Origin of the sequence: Shewanella sp. SM101, from assembly GCF_025654465.1 — a bacterium.
GTDB lineage: Bacteria > Pseudomonadota > Gammaproteobacteria > Enterobacterales > Shewanellaceae > Shewanella > Shewanella oncorhynchi.
In genome coordinates, this window is sequence record NZ_JAKKRH010000019.1 from 46,975 (window position 1) to 64,926 (window position 17,952).

The following is a 17,952-nucleotide window of genomic DNA, read 5'->3' on the forward strand; positions in this document are numbered from 1 at the left end:
TGGTTAAATTATAACAGGTCTGGCCAGTTGGGTTAATTAGGAAATTGATTCTTGCGGATTGGCTCGCAAAATCTTGTCCTGTAAGACTTTTAGCAAAACACCGTATGCCGGTAGGAAAAGGCCTAAGCTCACGATTAGCTTAAAGCCGTAATCGACTGTAGCGATTTCGGGCCAATTGGCAGCCATAAAGCTATCGGAAGAGGCGTAAAAGGCGATACTGAAAAAGACTAAAGTATCGACCAGATTTCCAACTAAGGTGGAGGCTGCAGGGGCGACCCACCAAGAGCGACTGGCTCGAATACGGGCAAAAACCTTAATATCCATCAACTGACCAATCAAATAAGCCGCGAAGCTGGCAAAGGCAATTCGGAACACAAAGGTATTCCACTGTGCAAGTGAATCAGCACCTTGAAAGCTGCCTTGATGGAACATCACTCCCATCACGTAGGAAATCATCAAAGCGGGAATCATAGCTTTGAGTATGATGCTGCGTGCGGCTTGTTGGCCAAAAATACGGACAGTGAGATCTGTGGCTAAGTACACGAACGGAAAGCTGAATGCCCCCCACGTTGTGTGGTAGCCAAACAGTTGAAATGGCAATTGTACTAAGTAGTTGCTGACGCAAATAATCAGTATGTGAAATCCTACTAATAGGAATAAAGCGCGGCGAAGCTGCGCTGTGGTTAACATTAACATATGTGGCCTTTTTAGTTGTGTAGGGCGGGGTGAGGGAACCCGCTAATATTCAATTTATTATGTTTACGACTTTATTGCCGGTGACAGCGTGCTGAAATCGGGTCGCCATTATAGTGGTCGAGTTTTAAGATGCAAGTCTGCTGTTTAAATGTGCACATAGAATGAAAACTCTTCTACACTTTGAATACGTCGAAGGAGGATAGCCATGAGACGATTTTTTGCTACTTTTTGCTTATTTTTAGCTGTGTTACCTGTGTCAGTTTCCGCCGCTCAGCCGATAGTGGTCAATGTCGCAACGTCAACTTGGGAGGGATTTGCCAATCGTGATAAAACGGGTTACTACTTCGAGTTACTTCACCGGATTTTCCCTGAGCCAGAATGGCAGCTCAATGTACAGTTTATGCCTTTTGCCCGCAGTTTATATCTTGTTGAGCACAATCGTACCGATATCACGCTCAGCGTTTACAAGGGGGATATTAAAAAGGGGCTATTAACAGAGAATATGGTTGAAGTGGACTCTATTGATGTGGCTGTTACTGCTGAGGTGGCGGCAGGCTGGACCGGTATTGAAAGCCTATCCCATAAGAGGGTTCAGGCTATGCTGGCCTACAGATACAATATGCTGACACCTGTGCCTATGTATTACGAAGAAAGTAGCGATATGTTGATTATGCTCAATAGCTTAAATGCTGGACGTATAGATGCCGTGCTAGATTACAAACCTAATTTGCTTACGTTTGTTCCTAAATTAAAGGCGCCACAAAATTTTGTGATTATTCAAGGTGTACTCAAGGCCGAAACCTATTTTGTTTTCGCTAACACCGAGAAAGGCCAGATGTTGAAACAGCATTTTGACCTTGCACATAAGCGCTTAATCGATTCGGGTGAACAGGACAGGCTTTACCTTGAAACGATTGAAAAACGAAGGGCTGATGGCGCTGAATAGTCTTAATGTTTACTAGGCTTATTACATTTCGAATAAAATCGACATTATGGTTGCGAGTTTATTTTCAAGCTCTTGCCACTCAGCTTCGGGCTCAGAACCTGCAATAATTCCGGCCCCCGCAAATAGGTTAATCCGACCGGGTTCGATCAGCGCACTGCGGATCGCTACCGAAAACTCACTCTCATATTTATTGAAATAGCCGCAGGCACCGGCGTACCAACCGCGAATATAACCTTCACGTTGACGAATAAAGTTTAGCGCTGAATACCGCGGCAAGCCGCCAACTGCAGGAGTAGGATGCAGGGCTTGTAACAGTTGGAAATCATTCACGCCCGGCTTCAATTCGGCTCGAATTGCACGGTGTAAATGTTGAATATGGTTCAATTTAAAAATAGTCGCTAATTCATCGGCGCCAACATAATTGCTCAGCGGCGTGAGCATATTCACTATGTGACTGCGAACAAGTTGGTTTTCAACGCTATTTTTGTTGTCTTCTAATAAAGCGTTCGCCAGCGCAACATCTTCTTCTTGATTGAGACCGCGTACCGTTGTACCAGCAAGTGCCTCGGTAAATAGCTCCTGCTGACGGCGGCGGAATAAACGCTCTGGTGAGCAAGAGATAAAAGTGCGATCTGGGCTAAATTGAAAGCCAAACTGGAAACTATTAGGATTACGGCCCTGCCAGCAAGCCAGCACCATCCAAGGATCGATAGGTTCGTTGACTTCAAGTTGCGTTAAGCGGGATAACACGACTTTTGGGGTATCTTGATTGAACTTAGGATCCACCACTTGCTCGACTAATGTCTTCCAACGTTCAAAATCAGGTTTGTCACTGCGCCCAAGTGGAACGATCTTTTTAGGTGGCGAGAGTGGCTTAGCAGGCATGACGGCTTCGATAGCGCCGATGGCCTTATCTATCTCACTATGGTGATCATTATCAGCAAAATTAAGATTCACTAATAGGCTAAATTTGTTACCACTGCGTCTAAATTCAATGCGCGGCAGGATAAAGCGGCTATTACCGAACTCAGGCCAAGACTCTATAGTGCGATCGAAGGCAACACCGCCATAGTAGCGAATATTCTGATTCGTCGATAAGGCTCGCTGCTCTTGGTAGGCCATGGCCAGTTGCTGATCATTGATTCCGGTTTCAAATCTAAAGTCTTTGCACGCCCCTATCGCCGCGACTTCTTCGATTCTGTCGCGCCCATGCCAGTAGATCCTTGGGTATTGAGTCTGGGATGCCAGCCATGAAATTAAAGGCATAGCGACAGTGTTTAGTGACAACTGCACTATCGGTTCCGTCGGTGGAACTTGCTTTAATTGAATGAGTTTGTCGATGAGAGACTTAAGGTCTTCAGACAGGGCATGAACGGGCAAATAGAACTCCAAAGATAACGGATGAAGGCGAAAGCTGAAGGTCACTCTGTCAGCGTCAGTAAATTCGACTCAGGTTAATGTCCTCTTTTACAAGCCATTTACCTGTAGTGATTTTAGTCTGTAAATAAGAATCTTTCGCTCAAATTAAAGGCCACGGTCGAGTGTGTCAAGATGTAAGGCCCTATCGTGTGACTTTCGCCATAGTCTCATTTTACGCTGATAAAAAATGTGACTTGAGTGGGTCTTTTTGTCGGGCAAGTCACCCTCGGTGGACATTTTGTCTCTTAGTCGCTAAATGTACTTTCCCTTTGTCGTAATTAGTCGATCTAGGTTGGTTTTTAAACGTTTTTCGGTTGAGACAGAATAATCGCGGTCCACAATAGCTGGCACATCTTAAATTTTCTACGTGACAACAATAATATGATTACCACGAATACCCTCTTTAGAGTGTCATCTTTAGCCTTAGCTATTGGTCTTAGTTTTACTGTTCAAGCCGATGAAATCGCCCGTGATCCGCGACTCAATATCAATGAAGTGATCGTCGTGCATGGTGACGGCGGAGAAGCCAGTGAAATGGCGACGACCCATTGGAGCATTAGTGAAGAAGAGATCCGTGCAACCGGAGCGCAAAGTCTAGATCAAGTCTTAAAGAATGTGCCGGGTGTGTACATTCGTGTTGGTGGTGACGGAACACCAAGGGTTGATATTCGTGGTTTTAAAACTCGCCATGTGACTTTGTTGGTCAATGGTGTGCCTATGAGCAGCGCCGACGATGGTCAGTTCGACCCGAGTATCATTCCCACAAGCCAAATCGCCTCGGTAGAAGTGTCTGTCGGCCCGACATCTGTGCTTTACGGTCCAAGTGGTGCGGGCGGCGTGATCAACATTATTACTAAACAGGGCAGTACGGCGCCAGCACTGGCGGGGCGCCTCGAAGCCGGCAAAGACAATACATTTAATGGCGATATCAGCGCCGCAGGTTCGGGTGACGATTGGCAAGGTTTGGTCAGTGTCAGTCGGCAGCAAACCGATGGTTTCCCTATGTCCAATGACTTTGAGCCGACACAATACCAAGATGGTGAGCTGCGCGTTAACTCGGATAAAGAAGTCACTAACGTTTATGCCCAAGGCAGTTACTGGTTATCCGACAAGACCCAATTGATTGCCAATATGGCGCTGCGCAGTGGCGAATGGGGAAAACCTGCCCGTGACGGTACTGGGAGCGGCAAGTTGAAATTCGAACGTACCGATGACTATGACGCGCATACTTTCCAACTGGGGTTAGCGCATCAATTTGATGACACTTTCACCCTACGTGGCTTTGGCTATCACAATCAAAGCGATACCTTAGAAGCCTCCTATGCCGATGAAACCTATCAGGCTGTTACGCTGTCGCAAGATGGGCGCTCGGTTGTGCAAGGCGTCAATCTGCAGTTAATCACAGACTTGCATACCGCGGGTTTATTCACGACCTCAGTCATTGCCGAGAAACAAAGCTGGAAGTCAGTCGTCGATACTTATACGGCTAATACAGGCAGCAATAATGGTGGCACTACCGGTTCTGGCGGCGGAACAGGYACAGGTGGTGGAACAGGTACAGGTGGTGGAACAGGTACAGGTGGTGGAACAGGTACAGGTGGTGGAACAGGTACAGGTGGCGCCGAGAACTTAAATGATTCTGCCTGGCTATATACGGCCGCGGCTGAGTATCAGTATCAATCTGAGCTGCAGTACGGCTTTACCTTAGGTGGCGCTTATCATTCACTCGACACTGCAGATAGTACCGATGGCAACTATTCGGCCATGGCCTCCAGTTATTGGCAGGCGGCGCAGGATTCTCGTTTAAGTTTAAGTGTGGCACGTAAAGTGCGCTTCCCCTCTATGGTGAACTTGTATTCACAGCTATCTGGTAATCGTGATTTAGAAGCCGAAGAGTCTAAGCATGTGGAGCTGGGTTTAGAGCAGAATCTGCCGGCGAGTACCGATTTCTCCCTTTATGGTTATTACACGGATGCGAAAAATTACATCGCCAAAGATGTCGATGGTTTCTACCAAAATATGGGGCGTTATAAGTTCAAAGGGGTCGATTTCCAAATCAATAACCATGCGATCGAGCACTTAGATCTGAGCTTCTCCTATAGTTTTCTCGATTCAGAAGAGATAGACGGCGACGATACCTTAGATGCCTTGCAATATCGTCCACGTCACCAGTTACGTTGGCAGATGAGTTACGAGTTTCCCTTCGAGACTCAAGTTCACCTCAACGTGGAGCGTATTTTAGACCAAGTCTATGCGACGCAGGTGAAGGTTGGCGGTCAGACCCAATATCAACAGCAGTCGTTAGACAACTACACCTTAGTGGACGTAAATCTGGTACAGCCATTAATTCGTGACAAGTTAGATGTTTACCTACGTGCGACTAACTTGCTGGATGAAAACTACTACCAGAGTGAAGCTCTGCCACAGGCGGGACGACAGATCTTCATCGGTGTGAACTGGCAGATCTAAGATGAAACTCCTAGCGCTCGAAGGCGTTAGCTTCAACTATGGTAGCCAGTTACCGACTGTATTGCAGGAGGTAAACTTGGCCATTGGCACTGGCCAATGCCATTGCGTGAGCGGTCCTACGGGCTCTGGGAAATCGAGTCTGCTAAACCTACTGGCGGGCGTGTTAAATCGCCCGCATGAAGGCGACATCTGGCGTTACCCACAACTGGTTACGGGTCTGGTGATGCAGGACCCGCAAACTCAGCTACTTCGGCAAACCGTTGGCGCCGAAGTGGCTTTCGCGCTAGAAAACCTCGGCATTCCCGCTGAGCAAATGCTGCCTAAAGTGCAATTGGCTCTGCGACGCGTGGGCTTGTATCTGCGTCTCGATACCCAAGTCAGCACGCTTTCCCTTGGTCAAAAATATCGTTTAATGATAGCCGCTCAACTGGTGTGCGAGCCGCATTTACTGCTGCTCGATGAGCCTTGGGCACAACTCGATGATCACGGTGTGAGTGAGCTGCTGGTCGTGCTCCGCAATCTTATCCAAGATGGCATGGCGCTAGTGTTGGTTGAACATAACGCCTCGGCCTTCGCTGAGATTATTCAGCATTACTGGCAGTTAGAGGCCGGCAAGCTATCCGAAGGCGTCTATACCGTGACCGATGCGCCGCAAACTGAGGCGCCTGCGTGGCGTAATCAGCCTAAGTTTGAGCACTTAGGTAAAGTCTTGGTCAGCGCCGAAGCCTTTGATTTTGGGTTCGATGCTTGTCCCACATTATTTGCGTGTCCGCAGGGATTTCAACTGCAGGCGGGTGAGATAGTGACCTTAGTGGGAGATAACGGCTCTGGTAAAACGAGTCTATTGAAAACTATAGCGGGCGTGCACAGTTTAAGGCAGCGTCTTCCCCTTAAAGTGCTAGGGCGAAGGCCTAAATTGGGGATTTATGGCGCTGAGCTGGGTCTGCTGATGCAAAGGCCGAGTCGACAATTATTCGAGACCAGCGTGCTGGCCGAAATGCAGTTTAGCCTTAGGCGTTTTGAACTCCCCAAAGAACGCGCGGCGCAGATGTTGGATGAATTGGATTTATTTAGCTTAGCTCAGCTGTCGCCCCACAAATTATCCTACGGTCAACAGCACTTGATTGCCTTAGCGTCACTTGCCTGTTTACGCCCTAAGGTGCTGCTTTTGGACGATCCATTGGCGGGGATGGATAAGCATTACTACGGCAAAGTGTGGTACTTGCTGAAGCGGTTAAGCTCGCAAGGTTGCGCTATTTTGCTTAGCAGTCACAGAAGCATTGAACACAGCGCTGTATCACGGCAATTGAGTTTGCGTAATGGTCTATTGGTGGAGGAATTGATTGAAACAGGAGAGCGTTATGTGGGCTAGTTGTCGGCGCCTACGCGCGCTGCGGCATTGGAGTTATGAGCGGCGGGAAACGGCACTCTGTGCGTTGTCGCTGCTATTGGTGTGCGTGCTCTCAGCCTGTGCTTTTGTATTGCCCGCTGCTTTACTCTTGCCATTAGCAGGGCTTAATGGACTGCTTGTTATCCACGGTTTGCTGCGGCGCGGCAGTATTTGGGGCGTGCTAAAGCTAGGTTTAGTGCAATTGAGCATCACTTTGAGTCTGTATTTAATCCTCTATGGCGTTGAACATTTAGCCCAAGGCGCCGTGGTGGTTGCGCGTATTATTTTGGCGACCATTCCCGGTTGGTGGTTGTGTATTACGACAGCTCCCGAGCGAATTGGTGAAGTGTTAAGTGTGTTTTTACCGACCAAGTGGGCCTTTGTGGTCGCGGCATCCTTAAGTTTATTGCCCTATTTGGCAGATGAGATCCGCGAGATATATCAGATCCAGTGTCTGCGCGGGGCACGCATTACACCTAAGGCGCTGCGTAACCCTAAAAATTGGTCCGAGTTGGTGTATTGCGTGTTGTTTCCCGTCTTAATCCAATTACTTAAATTATCTCGCCAGATGGCCGTTGCAGCGCAGTGTCGTCACTTTGGTTTAGCGCAACGGCCAACACATTGGCATTCACCGAGAGACAAAAATGACTAAAAAAATCCCGCTGAGTCTACAAGACTCCTTATTTGTCGGCTTTTGCGCCACCTTGCTGGTGGCATTAACGGGCATGTTAAGGCTTAAGTTGGGCTTGTCTGGACACAGCATGTTCCTGATGAGTTTCTTTTATCTGATCTGTTACGGCGTGTTAGGTCGTTTCGGCAGTATGACGGCATGCGGTGCTATCGCGGGCATAGTGGCCATGGCTTTAGGCGTAGGTAAAGGCGGGCCTATGATTTTACTGAAGTTTGCCTTGCCTGCCATAGCAATGGATCTCGTCGCCTTACTCTTGCCGCTCAGTATGAACTTGCATTGGCGCTGCGTGATCTTAGGCATTGCAGGCTGTATCGCTTGGGCGGGTAAAGTGGCACTCACCAATGTGCTCGCGGGCATGGCGCTGGATGTCGTGATGATTCAATGGGGCTTGAGTGTATTAAAAGGCGGCTTCTTTGCCACTCTGGGCGCCTTGCTTGTACCGCCTGTGCTGACGCGATTAAAAGCCCATGACCTGTTACACCGTGACAAATTTTAAAACCTTTTTAAAGCTTTAGGAAATGCAGATGAAAAATTGGCTGATTTGTATCGACGATACCGATGATATAGGCACTAAGGGCACGGGCGAAATTGCCGAGGAAATCGCCCATCTGCTCGCGAATATGTCGGGCGGCCATGCTTCCTTTGTGACGCGGCATCAATTGTTTGTGCACCCCGATATTCCTTATACCTCACATAATAGTGCCATGTGTTTTGCGCTGCGCTCGCCACTGACGCAGGCTGAGATCCACCAACATGCCGTTGCGCACTTGGTTGCGGAATCGGCTCCCGCTGCCGATCCTGGCATCGCCATACTCGATGTTGACTCTCGCTATGATGCCGTGGCTTTAATGGATTTTGGCCGCAGAGCCAAGGTTGAAGTGATTACGAAAGCGGCGGCCTATGATTTGGCTGAACAACTTAATATTCAGCTGACCGAACATGGCGGTACAGGCCAAGGTGTGATTGGTGCGTTAGCGGGATTAGGGCTACGTTTGATGGGCAGCGACGGCCGGGTAAAAGGCCAGATTAAACTTGGCCAATTTGAGGATGTTTCACTCGAACTCAGCGTTGCCGATATCCTCGAACAAACCGGACTTGATGCTGTGATGAGCATGGACAAGTATCGACTTGCGCTTGATGAGCGAGTGCAGCTGAAGGGCAAAGTGAAAGCCGTATACCTTGATCACCAGTTTGTATTGCTCGTTCATCAAGAGGCAGAGCAATGGCGCAATGCGGGCAAGCAAGCCCTGCAAGCCTACTAGAGCAAGTTTAGTGAAAGAGTTTAAAAAGAGAGTGCTAAATGAATCTCAACTTGGTCGAACATGCATTTGAATTAAAGGATGACCGCTGGATTTTTAAGGCGGGATTAGCTCAATATCCACAGGCGAGGCAAGTGGCTAAGCTGTGCACGCGTTTTATCCCAGATGATGAAGATGAGCAGATCGACGACGAGCCCCGCTCCTGTTACAACTGCCAATATCGCCGCTGGATGGTCGCCGGTTTTGAATGCTTAGCCCTTAGGCATTTATTGAAAAAGTGAGAGTGTGAAACGGGTCTTGCCTAAGCCTTGAGCCCTTATTCCATCGCATTCTGTTTAGAGCATTTTGTTTACCAAGAAAGTCTATGGTGATTTTCTAATGCGCGGCTTATAATGCCCCTCACGTCTGTTCTATAATAATCAAGAATAACAACAGAACATTTGAGCGTAGGTCGCTTTTATGTCGTATGGTTAAGTTGATATTTTATTCGGGCACATCATCCTTGGGGTTGTAGATATGAGTGAGTCGGCAGAATCAGTTGAGCTTATCAAATTACCTGTGTCGCAATTGACATTAGGTATGTTTGTCAGTGCTATAGACAAAAATGATCAAAGCCAGCTTGCAATTGCAAATGCAGGACAAATTAAGCACAAGGATGCGATTTTAAAACTGGCCCAAAGTGGCATCAAATTCGTTTGGGTGGACACTGAGCGTTCGGCAGAACATTGTGGTTTAAAGAAAAAAGCCACTAACGATAGTCAAACCGACAATCGAAAAGCGCTAGTGAGTCGCGATAAGCAACAAGCTCAAGCTAAGGTCATGCTGACTGAAGCGAAAGATCTTATTCGTAAAGTGTTATCCGAAACCTTCGAAGGCAAAGCCATCGAAGTTGCGCCCTTCGAAGCGTTAGCCGATACCATGATTGAGTCTGTCATGTTAGATGCTGATGCGCTTAAATGTATGTCTGCGCTCCGTTCAAAAGATGCCTATCTACTCGAACATTCAGTCAATGTCGCCTTTCTGCTGGTAACATTTGGTAAATACCTAAATCTTGATCGCGATATGCTACGGCAAATGGCGGTCGGTGGTATTTTGCACGATATTGGCAAGATTAAAGTCGACAATAAAGTGTTGCACAAGCCGGGTAAATTGACACCAGAAGAGTTTGAACATATGAAGCTGCATCAAGTGTATGCGCTTGAAATTATGAACGAAACTAATGGATTGTCACAGATCAGTAAAGATATCTGCTTAATGCACCACGAAAAGTTAGATGGCAGAGGTTATCCAAGGGGTTTGAAGGGTGATGAAATCCCCCGCCATGGCCGTATGAGTTGTATCGTTGATATCTTCGATGCTTTGACAGCGACGCGATGTTATAAAGAGGCTATGAGCCCTGCCGCGGCCTTTAAAATTTTACTCAGTCTGACGCCATTTCACTTAGATCAAGAATTGGTCTATGAGTTTATTCGTTGTATTGGTGTTTACCCTGTGGGTTCCTTAGTTGAATTGTCGGATGGTCGTGTTGGTATTGTTTGGGCCTCGAAAGATAGGGATGCGCTACATCCGATCGTAAAGTGTTTTTATTCTTTAAAAGTAAAACGTTACACTGATGTCGCTATGGTGGATTTATTAAAATCTGAACTTTATATTGAACGCGGTGTGTCACCGAGTACATTAGATATCGATCCGACTCCTTTCTATTAATCTTCAAATCCTACCTTAAATACCGGTCATCTGAGTCGATGGCTGGTGTGAATGATTGCAGAGCCTGCGCTAAAAACCGTAAACTGAAAGTATTTCTCTGGTCGAGCAATGCTATGAAATCACTATTTCCTATTTTTATCATTATCTTATCCTTGGCTTTGTTAATCCCTGGGGTGACTCAACCAATTTTGAGTATCAGCGGCAGTATCGATAAGGCCAAGCTGGCGGAACAAGGCATAGAGCAAGTTGCCCAAAGCTTTGATGAGGACTCTGGGCGTGACAGTGCCCGCGGTATGTTAAGTATGGTCAGTGGTTTGCTTGGGTTTAATAGCCTTAAAGGTGAAGTCCAAGTGCTGCAGAAGACTCGTAGTATTTGGGGAACAGTGACCGAACTTTATCACTCTGGTAATGGGCTCGTCGCGGGATTAGTCATGTTATTCAGTGTGATAGTGCCTGCCTTGAAGTTGAGTTTAATGCTGGCACAGCAATGTGTTAGCTCGATTGGCCTGAAACTGAGGATTAATGCCGTCGTCAATGCACTCGCTAAGTGGTCGATGGCCGATGTGTTTGTGGTAGCGCTGATCATCACCTTTATGGCGGGGAACGCCTCAGGTGGCATGGGGGAAATGCTAAAAACACAGGCGCAATTTGAAAACGGTTTTTACTTCTTTACCGCTTACTGCATTTTATCGATCCTGAGTGGTTTTTTAGTGCGTCGCCCAACGCCAATTCTTTAGCTATTTTAAAGGCATACTGACTTTAGTGACAAAGTGAGTATGCCTTGCTCAGTGAGATTAACATCAATCTAGATTAAGACAGAGTACCATTTTGATAGATGGGCATAATCCAATAGCGACAAGGATTATGTTTGCAGACTAACGCCAGTGCCGCGAGCAGCGCCGCTTGTTGTGCAGCGGGGTGCATGATTTCGAATTTACAAAACTCCCGATAACCTTCCACTTGTTCCTTGATATTAAAATGGCTGTGTTCACGGCTGAAACCACAAATATTCCCTAGGCTAAAGCCCGATAGAAACTCCAGCTCTATCAAGGTATCGACTATGTCGTCCTTAATATCATTTTGGGCGATCAGTACTAACAGTTGTTCTGTGCTCATTTACGTTTCTCCAGCCAAAAATACAGAATTGGCAGTAAATACAGTGTGGTAATGGTTGAAGTGAGCAGACCGCCAATCACCACAATCGCTAAAGGTTTTTGAATTTCAGCCCCAGGACCTGAGGCAAACACTAGTGGCATAAGACCAAACATGGCCGTTGTCGCCGTCATCAAAATGGGGCGTAAACGCCGCGCCGCACCTTGTTCCACCCGTTCGCGCAGGTTGCTGAACATGTGCTTGGTTTGTTCGTAATAGCTGACCATCACCACTCCATTGAGCACAGCGACACCGAGCAGGGCGATAAAGCCAACTGAGGCGGGCACGGACAAATATTCCCCAGATAAATACAGGCTAACTATGCCGCCCATCATAGCGAAGGGAACGTTGGCGAGGATTAAGCCCGCTTTGGCCAGTGAGCCAAATGTGGTGAATAAAATCAAAGTGATCAGTGCGATAGCAATCGGGATCACTAACAGTAAATTGCTGGTGGCCCGCTGCTGGTTTTCAAACTCACCACCAAAACTCACGCTATAACCGCTCGGGAGTTTGATTTCCTGCGCGATTTTTGCGTTGAGCTCTTCTACAAAACTCACTATATCGCGACCTTGCACGTTAGTGGTGATCACTGAAAAGCGATTCCCTTGCTCACGCTCGATAAGGATGGGGCCTTGCTTATAGCTTAAGGTGGCGACATCACTCAGGCGTTTTAAGGAGTGATCTGGCATCACTAGTAACTGATTTTTAAGTTCATTAATGCTGCTTAAGTGGCTCTGATTGTTAGCAATCAGCACGGGTGTGCGCTTCTTACCTTGCAGCACTTCGGTCACGATCACGCCTTCGAGCTGGCTTTTCAGGTAGCGGGCAAACTCCATGGTGCTCATGCCAAAGCCTCGGGCGAGCTCGTTATCTAAGGTGAGGTTGATAAAAGGACTGCCTTCGATCATCGCCATTTTCACATCGACGCTGCCGCTGGTGGCATTAACCAGCTGTTGGATTTGGCTCGTGAGCTGACCTAAGGTGTCAATATCGTTACCAAAGACCTTGATCGCTACGTCGCCAATGCTGCCGGTGAGCATTTCGGACACGCGCATTTGTATCGGTTGAGTGAAGTTAAAATTAACGCCGGGATAGTCCAATAACACAGTGCGGATCGCATCGATAAGCGCTTCTTTATTTGCAAAGCGCCATTCGCAGCGGGGCAAAAGTTCTAAGAACACATCGGTTTCATTGAGTCCCATGGGATCTAAGCCGATTTCATCCGCGCCTGTACGCGCCACCATCTGTTTGATTTCAGGTACTTTAGCCAGCAAAGTTTGCTGAATCTGCTTGTCGATGGCAATCGAAGCCTCGAGTGAAATCGACGGAGACTTCTCCAGCTGCAGAATAATGTCGCCCTCATCTAAGGTCGGCATAAAGGTTTTTCCCACTAACCCGAACAGGCCTAGGCTGACGATAAGCAAGCTAAAGGCGATCACTATAAAGCGTTTTTGATGGCTAAACGTGCTCTTGAGACTGCCCAGATAAAGCTGTTTAAGCTTTTCAATCGCCTTAGGTTCCTTGGCGGCTTTTTCGTTGACGAGGTAAGAAGCGATAACCGGAATAACAGTTAACGACAACACCAGCGCCGACAGCATGGCAAACACGATAGTGACTGCAACTGGGGTAAAGAGTTTGCCTTCGAGCCCACTCAAGGTCAGCAAGGGCGAGAACACTATCATGACGATCACTGTGCCCGACACCACGGGAATGGCAACGTCTTTAGTCGCGCGAAAAATCAAATGCAGCCGCGGTAATCTCTGCTTAGTGGCGATGAGATTCACCATGTTTTCGACTACGACCACAGATGAATCCACTAACATGCCTATGGCGATAACCAGCCCGCCTAGGCTCATTAAGTTCGCAGAAAGATTAAAGTAATCCATCATCAAAAACGTCATCAGCGCGGCGAGTGGTAGCGAGAGTGACACGACCAATGCGGCGCGCACGTTACCTAAAAACAACGCCAGCAAGATGATCACTAGCACTACGGCTTCGAATAAGGCATTGGAGATGGTATCAATCGCGGTATTGATCAGATTCGCGCGGTCGTAAAAGGTGTTTATCTGGCTCCCTTCTGGCAAGGTTAGGCTGATTTGATCGAGCTTTTCCTTAATGTTTTTCACCACTTGTGCGGTATTAGCGTCTTTCAGGGCGATGATTAACGCTTCGGCGGTTTCGTTGCCGTCTTTAGTCACTGCGCCATAGCGGGCTAAGTGGCCAATTTGAATATCGGCCAAATCCTGCAGTCGATACACTCTGGCATCATCGGCCTTGATCACTAATTGTTTGAGTTCGTCGATGTCATCGATGCGGCCTTCGGCGCGCACTATGATGGTGTCTGTACCAATGGTGAGCTTGCCTGCACCTTCGTTGTGATTATTCTCAACGATCGCCTGTTGCAGCGCCGCAAAACTTACGCCCGCGGCCGCCATAGCCGCAGGTTTGGGGGTCACACTAAAGCTTTTGGCATAGCCACCGAGGATATTCACATCGGCGACACCTGCAACGGTTCGTAGTAGCGGACGGATTTCCCATTCGAGCAACTGCCGTCTTTCCATCAGCGAAAGATTGGGATTTTCGAGTGAAAACATAAAGATTTCGCTGAGCGGCGTACTCATTGGCGCTACGCCGCCCGTCACACCTTCAGGGAAACTGTCCCACACGGCGGCGATGCGTTCGCTCACCTGCTGGCGCGCCCAATAGATATCTGTACCTTCGTCAAAATCGAGGGTGATATCGCTGATGGCGTATTTAGTGGTCGAGCGCAGAATCGATTGATGGGGAATACCTAACAATTCGGTTTCAATCGGCACGGTAATTTGCGCTTCGATTTCCTCCGGCGTCATGCCGGGCGCCTTGAGGATGATCTTCACTTGGGTGGGCGAAATATCGGGAAAGGCATCCAAGGGAATGGAAAACCAGGCTCGCGCTCCCGCTAACATGATGATCAGCGCCACAATCAGCACAAATAAGCGCTGCGTAAGCGAAAAGCGGATGACTGAGGTCAGCATCTTATTCGCCTCCTAGGCCAAGCATTATGCCTTTGACTGCAGCAACTGACTGGGATAACACTTGGATTTGGCTGAGATCTTGATCGCTTTCAACGATATATTGCTCTGGGGTTGAACCGAGAATATCGATCGTAATCGAGGTGAGCGTGTCTGCGGTTTTAGTGAAGACTTGGCTGTCTTGCTCCCAACTGAATACGCTATTTTTAGGCAATAAATACACCGCCTTTTGATACTCGGGTATCACAGTGATCTGTTGTCCTAACAGTAAGTTACACTCCTGCGGTACGGGTGATGACCAAGCGGTCACAAACGCACCTTCGGCGATGGCCGACACGGACTCAATGGCGATATGGCACTGATTGATATTCACCGCCGAAAGTGAGTGCGACTGACTCATTGGCACACTGACCTTGACGCGAATGCTGTTGCTGGGCACCAGTGAGAATAGCTGCGAACCCGCCATATAAGGTCCATTCACTTGGTTGAGTTTAACGATCCCCGCCACTGGCGTGCCTACCACTAGGGAGTCTGTGGTGGCATCTGTGCTTTTGACTATCTCCATAAAATGCTGCATGTGCTCGTATTCGAGGTGAGTACTGAAGTAGTCTTGGCTGATCTCTTGCCATTTTTCTGCGCTGATACTGCCATTGTTTAATAAGAGTTTATTGCGCTCATAACGGCTTTTGGCTAGTTGATACAAGCTGCTGGCGGCTTCGACTTGGGCGAGGTAGTGGAACACTTCTGGCCCTGTCAGTTTGACAATCGCTTGGCCTTTAGTGACGAGCTGGCCTTGGCCGACGAGAAAGCTGATCTGCTGGATATTCTCCGGCGTGCTGATCCAGTAATCATTACCGGGGAGGATTTCAACCTGCGCGGGCAACGGGCTGCCCTCATAACTGGCGACTTTCTGTGGTTGCACGTAGCTCAGGTCTAAATTACCGAGGGAACTTATCGTTAAGGATTCAGCCTGCACTAAGGTGGCAACACTGGCGGATAAACAGAAAAGGCATGCGCCGTACTTGGCCATCATAATGAAATTCCTAAGGCTTGCAGTTGTTGGGAGTGCAGTTGTTGCTGCGCGACTTGGTTCAGTGCCAAGCGGGATTCGGTATCGAGGGCATCCATATAGCGGCGCAGCCAGACTTCGTAGCTAACTTGGTTTTGGTCTTTGACCTTAGCCAGTTCCTCTGTGATGGTGCGGCTAAGGTGTAAGGCTTGAGTCAGCAATGTTTGTTGGTCGAGCAGATTTTGTTGCTGTTGCTCTAGTTTTTTAAGCTGAGTTTTCAGCTCGATATAGGTACGGTCGAGGTTGAGCGTGTGCTCGGTATTGGCTTGTTGCCATTGGGATAATTCGGTTTGTGATAGGGCAGAACCTAAGGTCAGCGGTACAGAAACGGCGATGCCAAGCTGTTGATCATCGACTTGATTATCTGCGGTATTTTTGGCCGTGAGTGAGACTGCCCAAGGATCGTTATTCCCTGCTTGCTGGCTTTGGATGATCAACAGCTGTTGCTGCTTCTGCAGGCTCAATAGTTGCCATAATGGATGCTGCGCGAGCATGTCATTGGGTTGGTTGTTGGCAGAAAGTGGCCGCGCGGTTTCGGCTATGTTCTGCGGTATTTGCTCTTGTCCGGTGAGTTGTTGATAGAGGGCACGCGCCTCGGCCTGTTGCTGATTAAGATCGACCCGCTCCAGTGCAATATCCACCAGTTCGCGTTCTAACAAGAGAATGTGGGCAATCGGCAGTTCGCCCGCATCTGTGAGTTGCTTTTGCTGACTATGAAGCTTGTCGAGTAATTGGCTCTTGCGATCTAATTGGGCCAGTTTCACTGCAGCAAGACGATGTTCCCACAGGCTTTGTCGCAATAATCCCGATAAATACAGGCCTTGCAGCGCGGCTTGTTGCACCTGAATGCCTTGGGTGAGTTGTTTAATTTGCTTATCGCTGCTGTGCAAAGCAGGGGATTTTATTGGCAAATTGAGTGAGAGTTCCTGCTCGTAGCTGTTACCATTATCTAGGCTACCTAAGTGACTCAAACTAATGCTCGGCAGGCCATTGAGCCAAGATGAACTGCTTAAGCTTATTTGTGATTGCGGTAACTGACCGCCTGATTGAGATAGAGAATGTAATCTTGCTTGGCTGGTGGTGAGTGCTTGAGATAGCTCGGAATTAGCGGCGTGGCACAGGAAACTGCTGCTGACTAAGGTCGCCAACAGACATAACTTGATACAAGACGTACTGACAGACATAGGACGATTCTATGGTAATAAAGTGTGCTGTCAGTGTAGGGATTGGTGGGCGAAAGTCGTGGGGGACATGTATCATAAAACCGTCTATGGTACATATGTCCCATAAATTAATTGGTTGATTTTGCTTTTATTTAGGAGTTTTTCGATGAAGGATCTTGTCATTATTGGTCTGTTGGCCTTGATCATATGCTTTAAGCTTTTTGACATCTCATCCGACATTCAATTGGGCATTCCCCAATGGCATATTGCCCAGGAAGCCATGCTGTTAGTGCTCACTGTGATTGGTGCCATGTACTTAAGTTATGATCTTATTCGTCGCTCCCGCGAAGTGAAAGCGTTGGCTAAAAGGTTGGAGCATGCGGATAAGAAAATCGACAATATGTCGACGCAAATGCGCTCTGCCAGACAAGAATACAGCCAAGCTGTATCGCAGCAATTCGAGACTTGGGGCTTTACTAAGAGTGAGCAGCAAGTGGCATTTTTATTACTTAAAGGCTTAAGTTTTAAAGAAATTGCCGAAGTTCGCCAGACTAAAGAAAAAACCGTCAGACAACAGGCATCGACCATTTACGGTAAAGCGGCAGTCGATGGACGCCATACTTTTTGCGCTTGGTTTATGGAAGATTTTATTCAAGAACATAATCAAGATCTTGCTGCGAATGAAGCGGCATCAAGCCCTAAGGCGGCTTAATCAACGCAGGATTGGCTTAGCTGTTATAGCTATTTGTTATTGAAAATCGATATTTGCTGAGTTTTTAGTTCTAAACAATAATGAGCATCCCCTAAGTTTGCAGGAAGATGCAATTGAAAAACTGGCTGATTATCGTGTTTTGCCTGATTGCCTTGGTCGCTTCGACGCAAACCACAGGACTCGTGCGCTCACTTATCGAATTCTCCGCCTTTGTTGGCGTCCTCTACTGGGCTTGGCGAATGAAGCCGACAGCAGAGTAGATTGGCTT

At 47.8% G+C, this 17,952-nt stretch carries 17 protein-coding genes; 11 read left to right on the forward strand and 6 right to left on the reverse strand.

The features are described 5' to 3' along the window. Positions 1-36: 36 nt before the first annotated feature. A complete protein-coding gene (locus tag L5M38_RS12250) occupies positions 37-696 on the reverse strand; it encodes a 7-cyano-7-deazaguanine/7-aminomethyl-7-deazaguanine transporter (protein WP_105250735.1) in 660 nt (219 codons plus the stop codon). A 205-nt stretch (positions 697-901) separates the two neighbouring features. Here L5M38_RS12250 and L5M38_RS12255 point away from each other — a divergent pair, with 205 nt between their 5' ends. Continuing rightward, a complete protein-coding gene (locus tag L5M38_RS12255; RefSeq protein ID WP_263179258.1) occupies positions 902-1,642 on the forward strand; it encodes a transporter substrate-binding domain-containing protein in 741 nt (246 codons plus the stop codon). Between the two features lie 21 nt (positions 1,643-1,663). On the opposite strand, the gene L5M38_RS12260 is transcribed toward L5M38_RS12255, so the two are convergent. Then, the gene (locus L5M38_RS12260; RefSeq protein WP_131524435.1) at positions 1,664-3,022 is read right to left on the reverse strand and encodes an isochorismate synthase MenF; all 1,359 of its coding nucleotides are present in this window, start codon (positions 3,020-3,022) and stop codon (positions 1,664-1,666) included. A gap of 420 nt (positions 3,023-3,442) precedes the next feature. Here L5M38_RS12260 and L5M38_RS12265 point away from each other — a divergent pair, with 420 nt between their 5' ends. The 8 genes from L5M38_RS12265 to L5M38_RS12300 all read left to right on the forward strand — a co-directional run bounded on the left by L5M38_RS12265 (position 3,443) and on the right by L5M38_RS12300 (position 11,314). Continuing rightward, positions 3,443-5,530: a TonB-dependent receptor plug domain-containing protein gene (locus tag L5M38_RS12265; protein ID WP_263173919.1), complete on the forward strand. Its 2,088-nt coding sequence runs from the start codon at positions 3,443-3,445 to the stop codon at positions 5,528-5,530. Between the two features lies 1 nt (position 5,531). Further along, positions 5,532-6,902 carry an ATP-binding cassette domain-containing protein gene (locus tag L5M38_RS12270; protein WP_113940175.1) on the forward strand — a complete coding sequence of 457 codons (1,371 nt, stop codon included), beginning with the start codon at positions 5,532-5,534 and terminating at the stop codon, positions 6,900-6,902. Further along, entirely contained in the window at positions 6,892-7,572 is a 681-nt protein-coding gene (locus L5M38_RS12275) for an energy-coupling factor transporter transmembrane component T family protein (RefSeq protein ID WP_263179260.1), read from the forward strand. Before L5M38_RS12270 ends, L5M38_RS12275 begins: the two co-directional genes overlap by 11 nt. Beyond that, positions 7,565-8,107, forward strand: coding sequence for a core component of ECF transporter (locus L5M38_RS12280; protein WP_263179262.1), 543 nt, complete (start codon positions 7,565-7,567; stop codon positions 8,105-8,107). Before L5M38_RS12275 ends, L5M38_RS12280 begins: the two co-directional genes overlap by 8 nt. Before the next feature lie 28 nt (positions 8,108-8,135). Next, positions 8,136-8,873: a DNA-binding protein gene (locus L5M38_RS12285; RefSeq protein ID WP_263179264.1), complete on the forward strand. Its 738-nt coding sequence runs from the start codon at positions 8,136-8,138 to the stop codon at positions 8,871-8,873. A gap of 38 nt (positions 8,874-8,911) precedes the next feature. Continuing rightward, on the forward strand, positions 8,912-9,151 hold the full coding sequence (locus tag L5M38_RS12290; RefSeq protein ID WP_107402982.1) for a hypothetical protein: 240 nt from the start codon (positions 8,912-8,914) through the stop codon (positions 9,149-9,151). Between the two features lie 235 nt (positions 9,152-9,386). Continuing rightward, positions 9,387-10,577, forward strand: coding sequence for an HD-GYP domain-containing protein (locus tag L5M38_RS12295; RefSeq protein WP_263179268.1), 1,191 nt, complete (start codon positions 9,387-9,389; stop codon positions 10,575-10,577). A gap of 113 nt (positions 10,578-10,690) precedes the next feature. Continuing rightward, positions 10,691-11,314, forward strand: a complete 624-nt coding sequence (locus L5M38_RS12300; protein WP_263179269.1) for a paraquat-inducible protein A — start codon at positions 10,691-10,693, stop codon at positions 11,312-11,314. Positions 11,315-11,387: 73 nt separating this feature from the next. Here the strand turns inward: L5M38_RS12300 and L5M38_RS12305 are convergent, their stop codons facing one another. The 4 genes from L5M38_RS12305 to L5M38_RS12320 are packed head-to-tail and all read right to left on the reverse strand — an operon-like array spanning position 11,388 to position 16,993. Next, complete coding sequence (locus L5M38_RS12305; RefSeq protein WP_006079422.1) at positions 11,388-11,693, reverse strand: DUF3240 family protein; 306 nt, start codon at positions 11,691-11,693, stop codon at positions 11,388-11,390. Further along, positions 11,690-14,743, reverse strand: coding sequence for an efflux RND transporter permease subunit (locus tag L5M38_RS12310; RefSeq protein ID WP_263179271.1), 3,054 nt, complete (start codon positions 14,741-14,743; stop codon positions 11,690-11,692). The genes L5M38_RS12305 and L5M38_RS12310 overlap by 4 nt, the downstream gene beginning before the upstream one ends. A gap of 1 nt (position 14,744) precedes the next feature. Then, the gene (locus L5M38_RS12315) at positions 14,745-15,773 is read right to left on the reverse strand and encodes a membrane fusion-like protein (RefSeq protein WP_263179272.1); all 1,029 of its coding nucleotides are present in this window, start codon (positions 15,771-15,773) and stop codon (positions 14,745-14,747) included. After that, the gene (locus tag L5M38_RS12320) at positions 15,770-16,993 is read right to left on the reverse strand and encodes a metal transporter (RefSeq protein ID WP_263179273.1); all 1,224 of its coding nucleotides are present in this window, start codon (positions 16,991-16,993) and stop codon (positions 15,770-15,772) included. The genes L5M38_RS12315 and L5M38_RS12320 overlap by 4 nt, the downstream gene beginning before the upstream one ends. Positions 16,994-17,138: 145 nt before the next feature. Between L5M38_RS12320 and L5M38_RS12325 the strand changes: the two genes are divergently transcribed. Further along, positions 17,139-17,684: a helix-turn-helix transcriptional regulator gene (locus L5M38_RS12325; RefSeq protein ID WP_012090629.1), complete on the forward strand. Its 546-nt coding sequence runs from the start codon at positions 17,139-17,141 to the stop codon at positions 17,682-17,684. 113 nt (positions 17,685-17,797) lie between these two features. Next, positions 17,798-17,944, forward strand: coding sequence for a hypothetical protein (locus L5M38_RS12330; RefSeq protein WP_105253023.1), 147 nt, complete (start codon positions 17,798-17,800; stop codon positions 17,942-17,944). Positions 17,945-17,952: the final 8 nt, after the last annotated feature.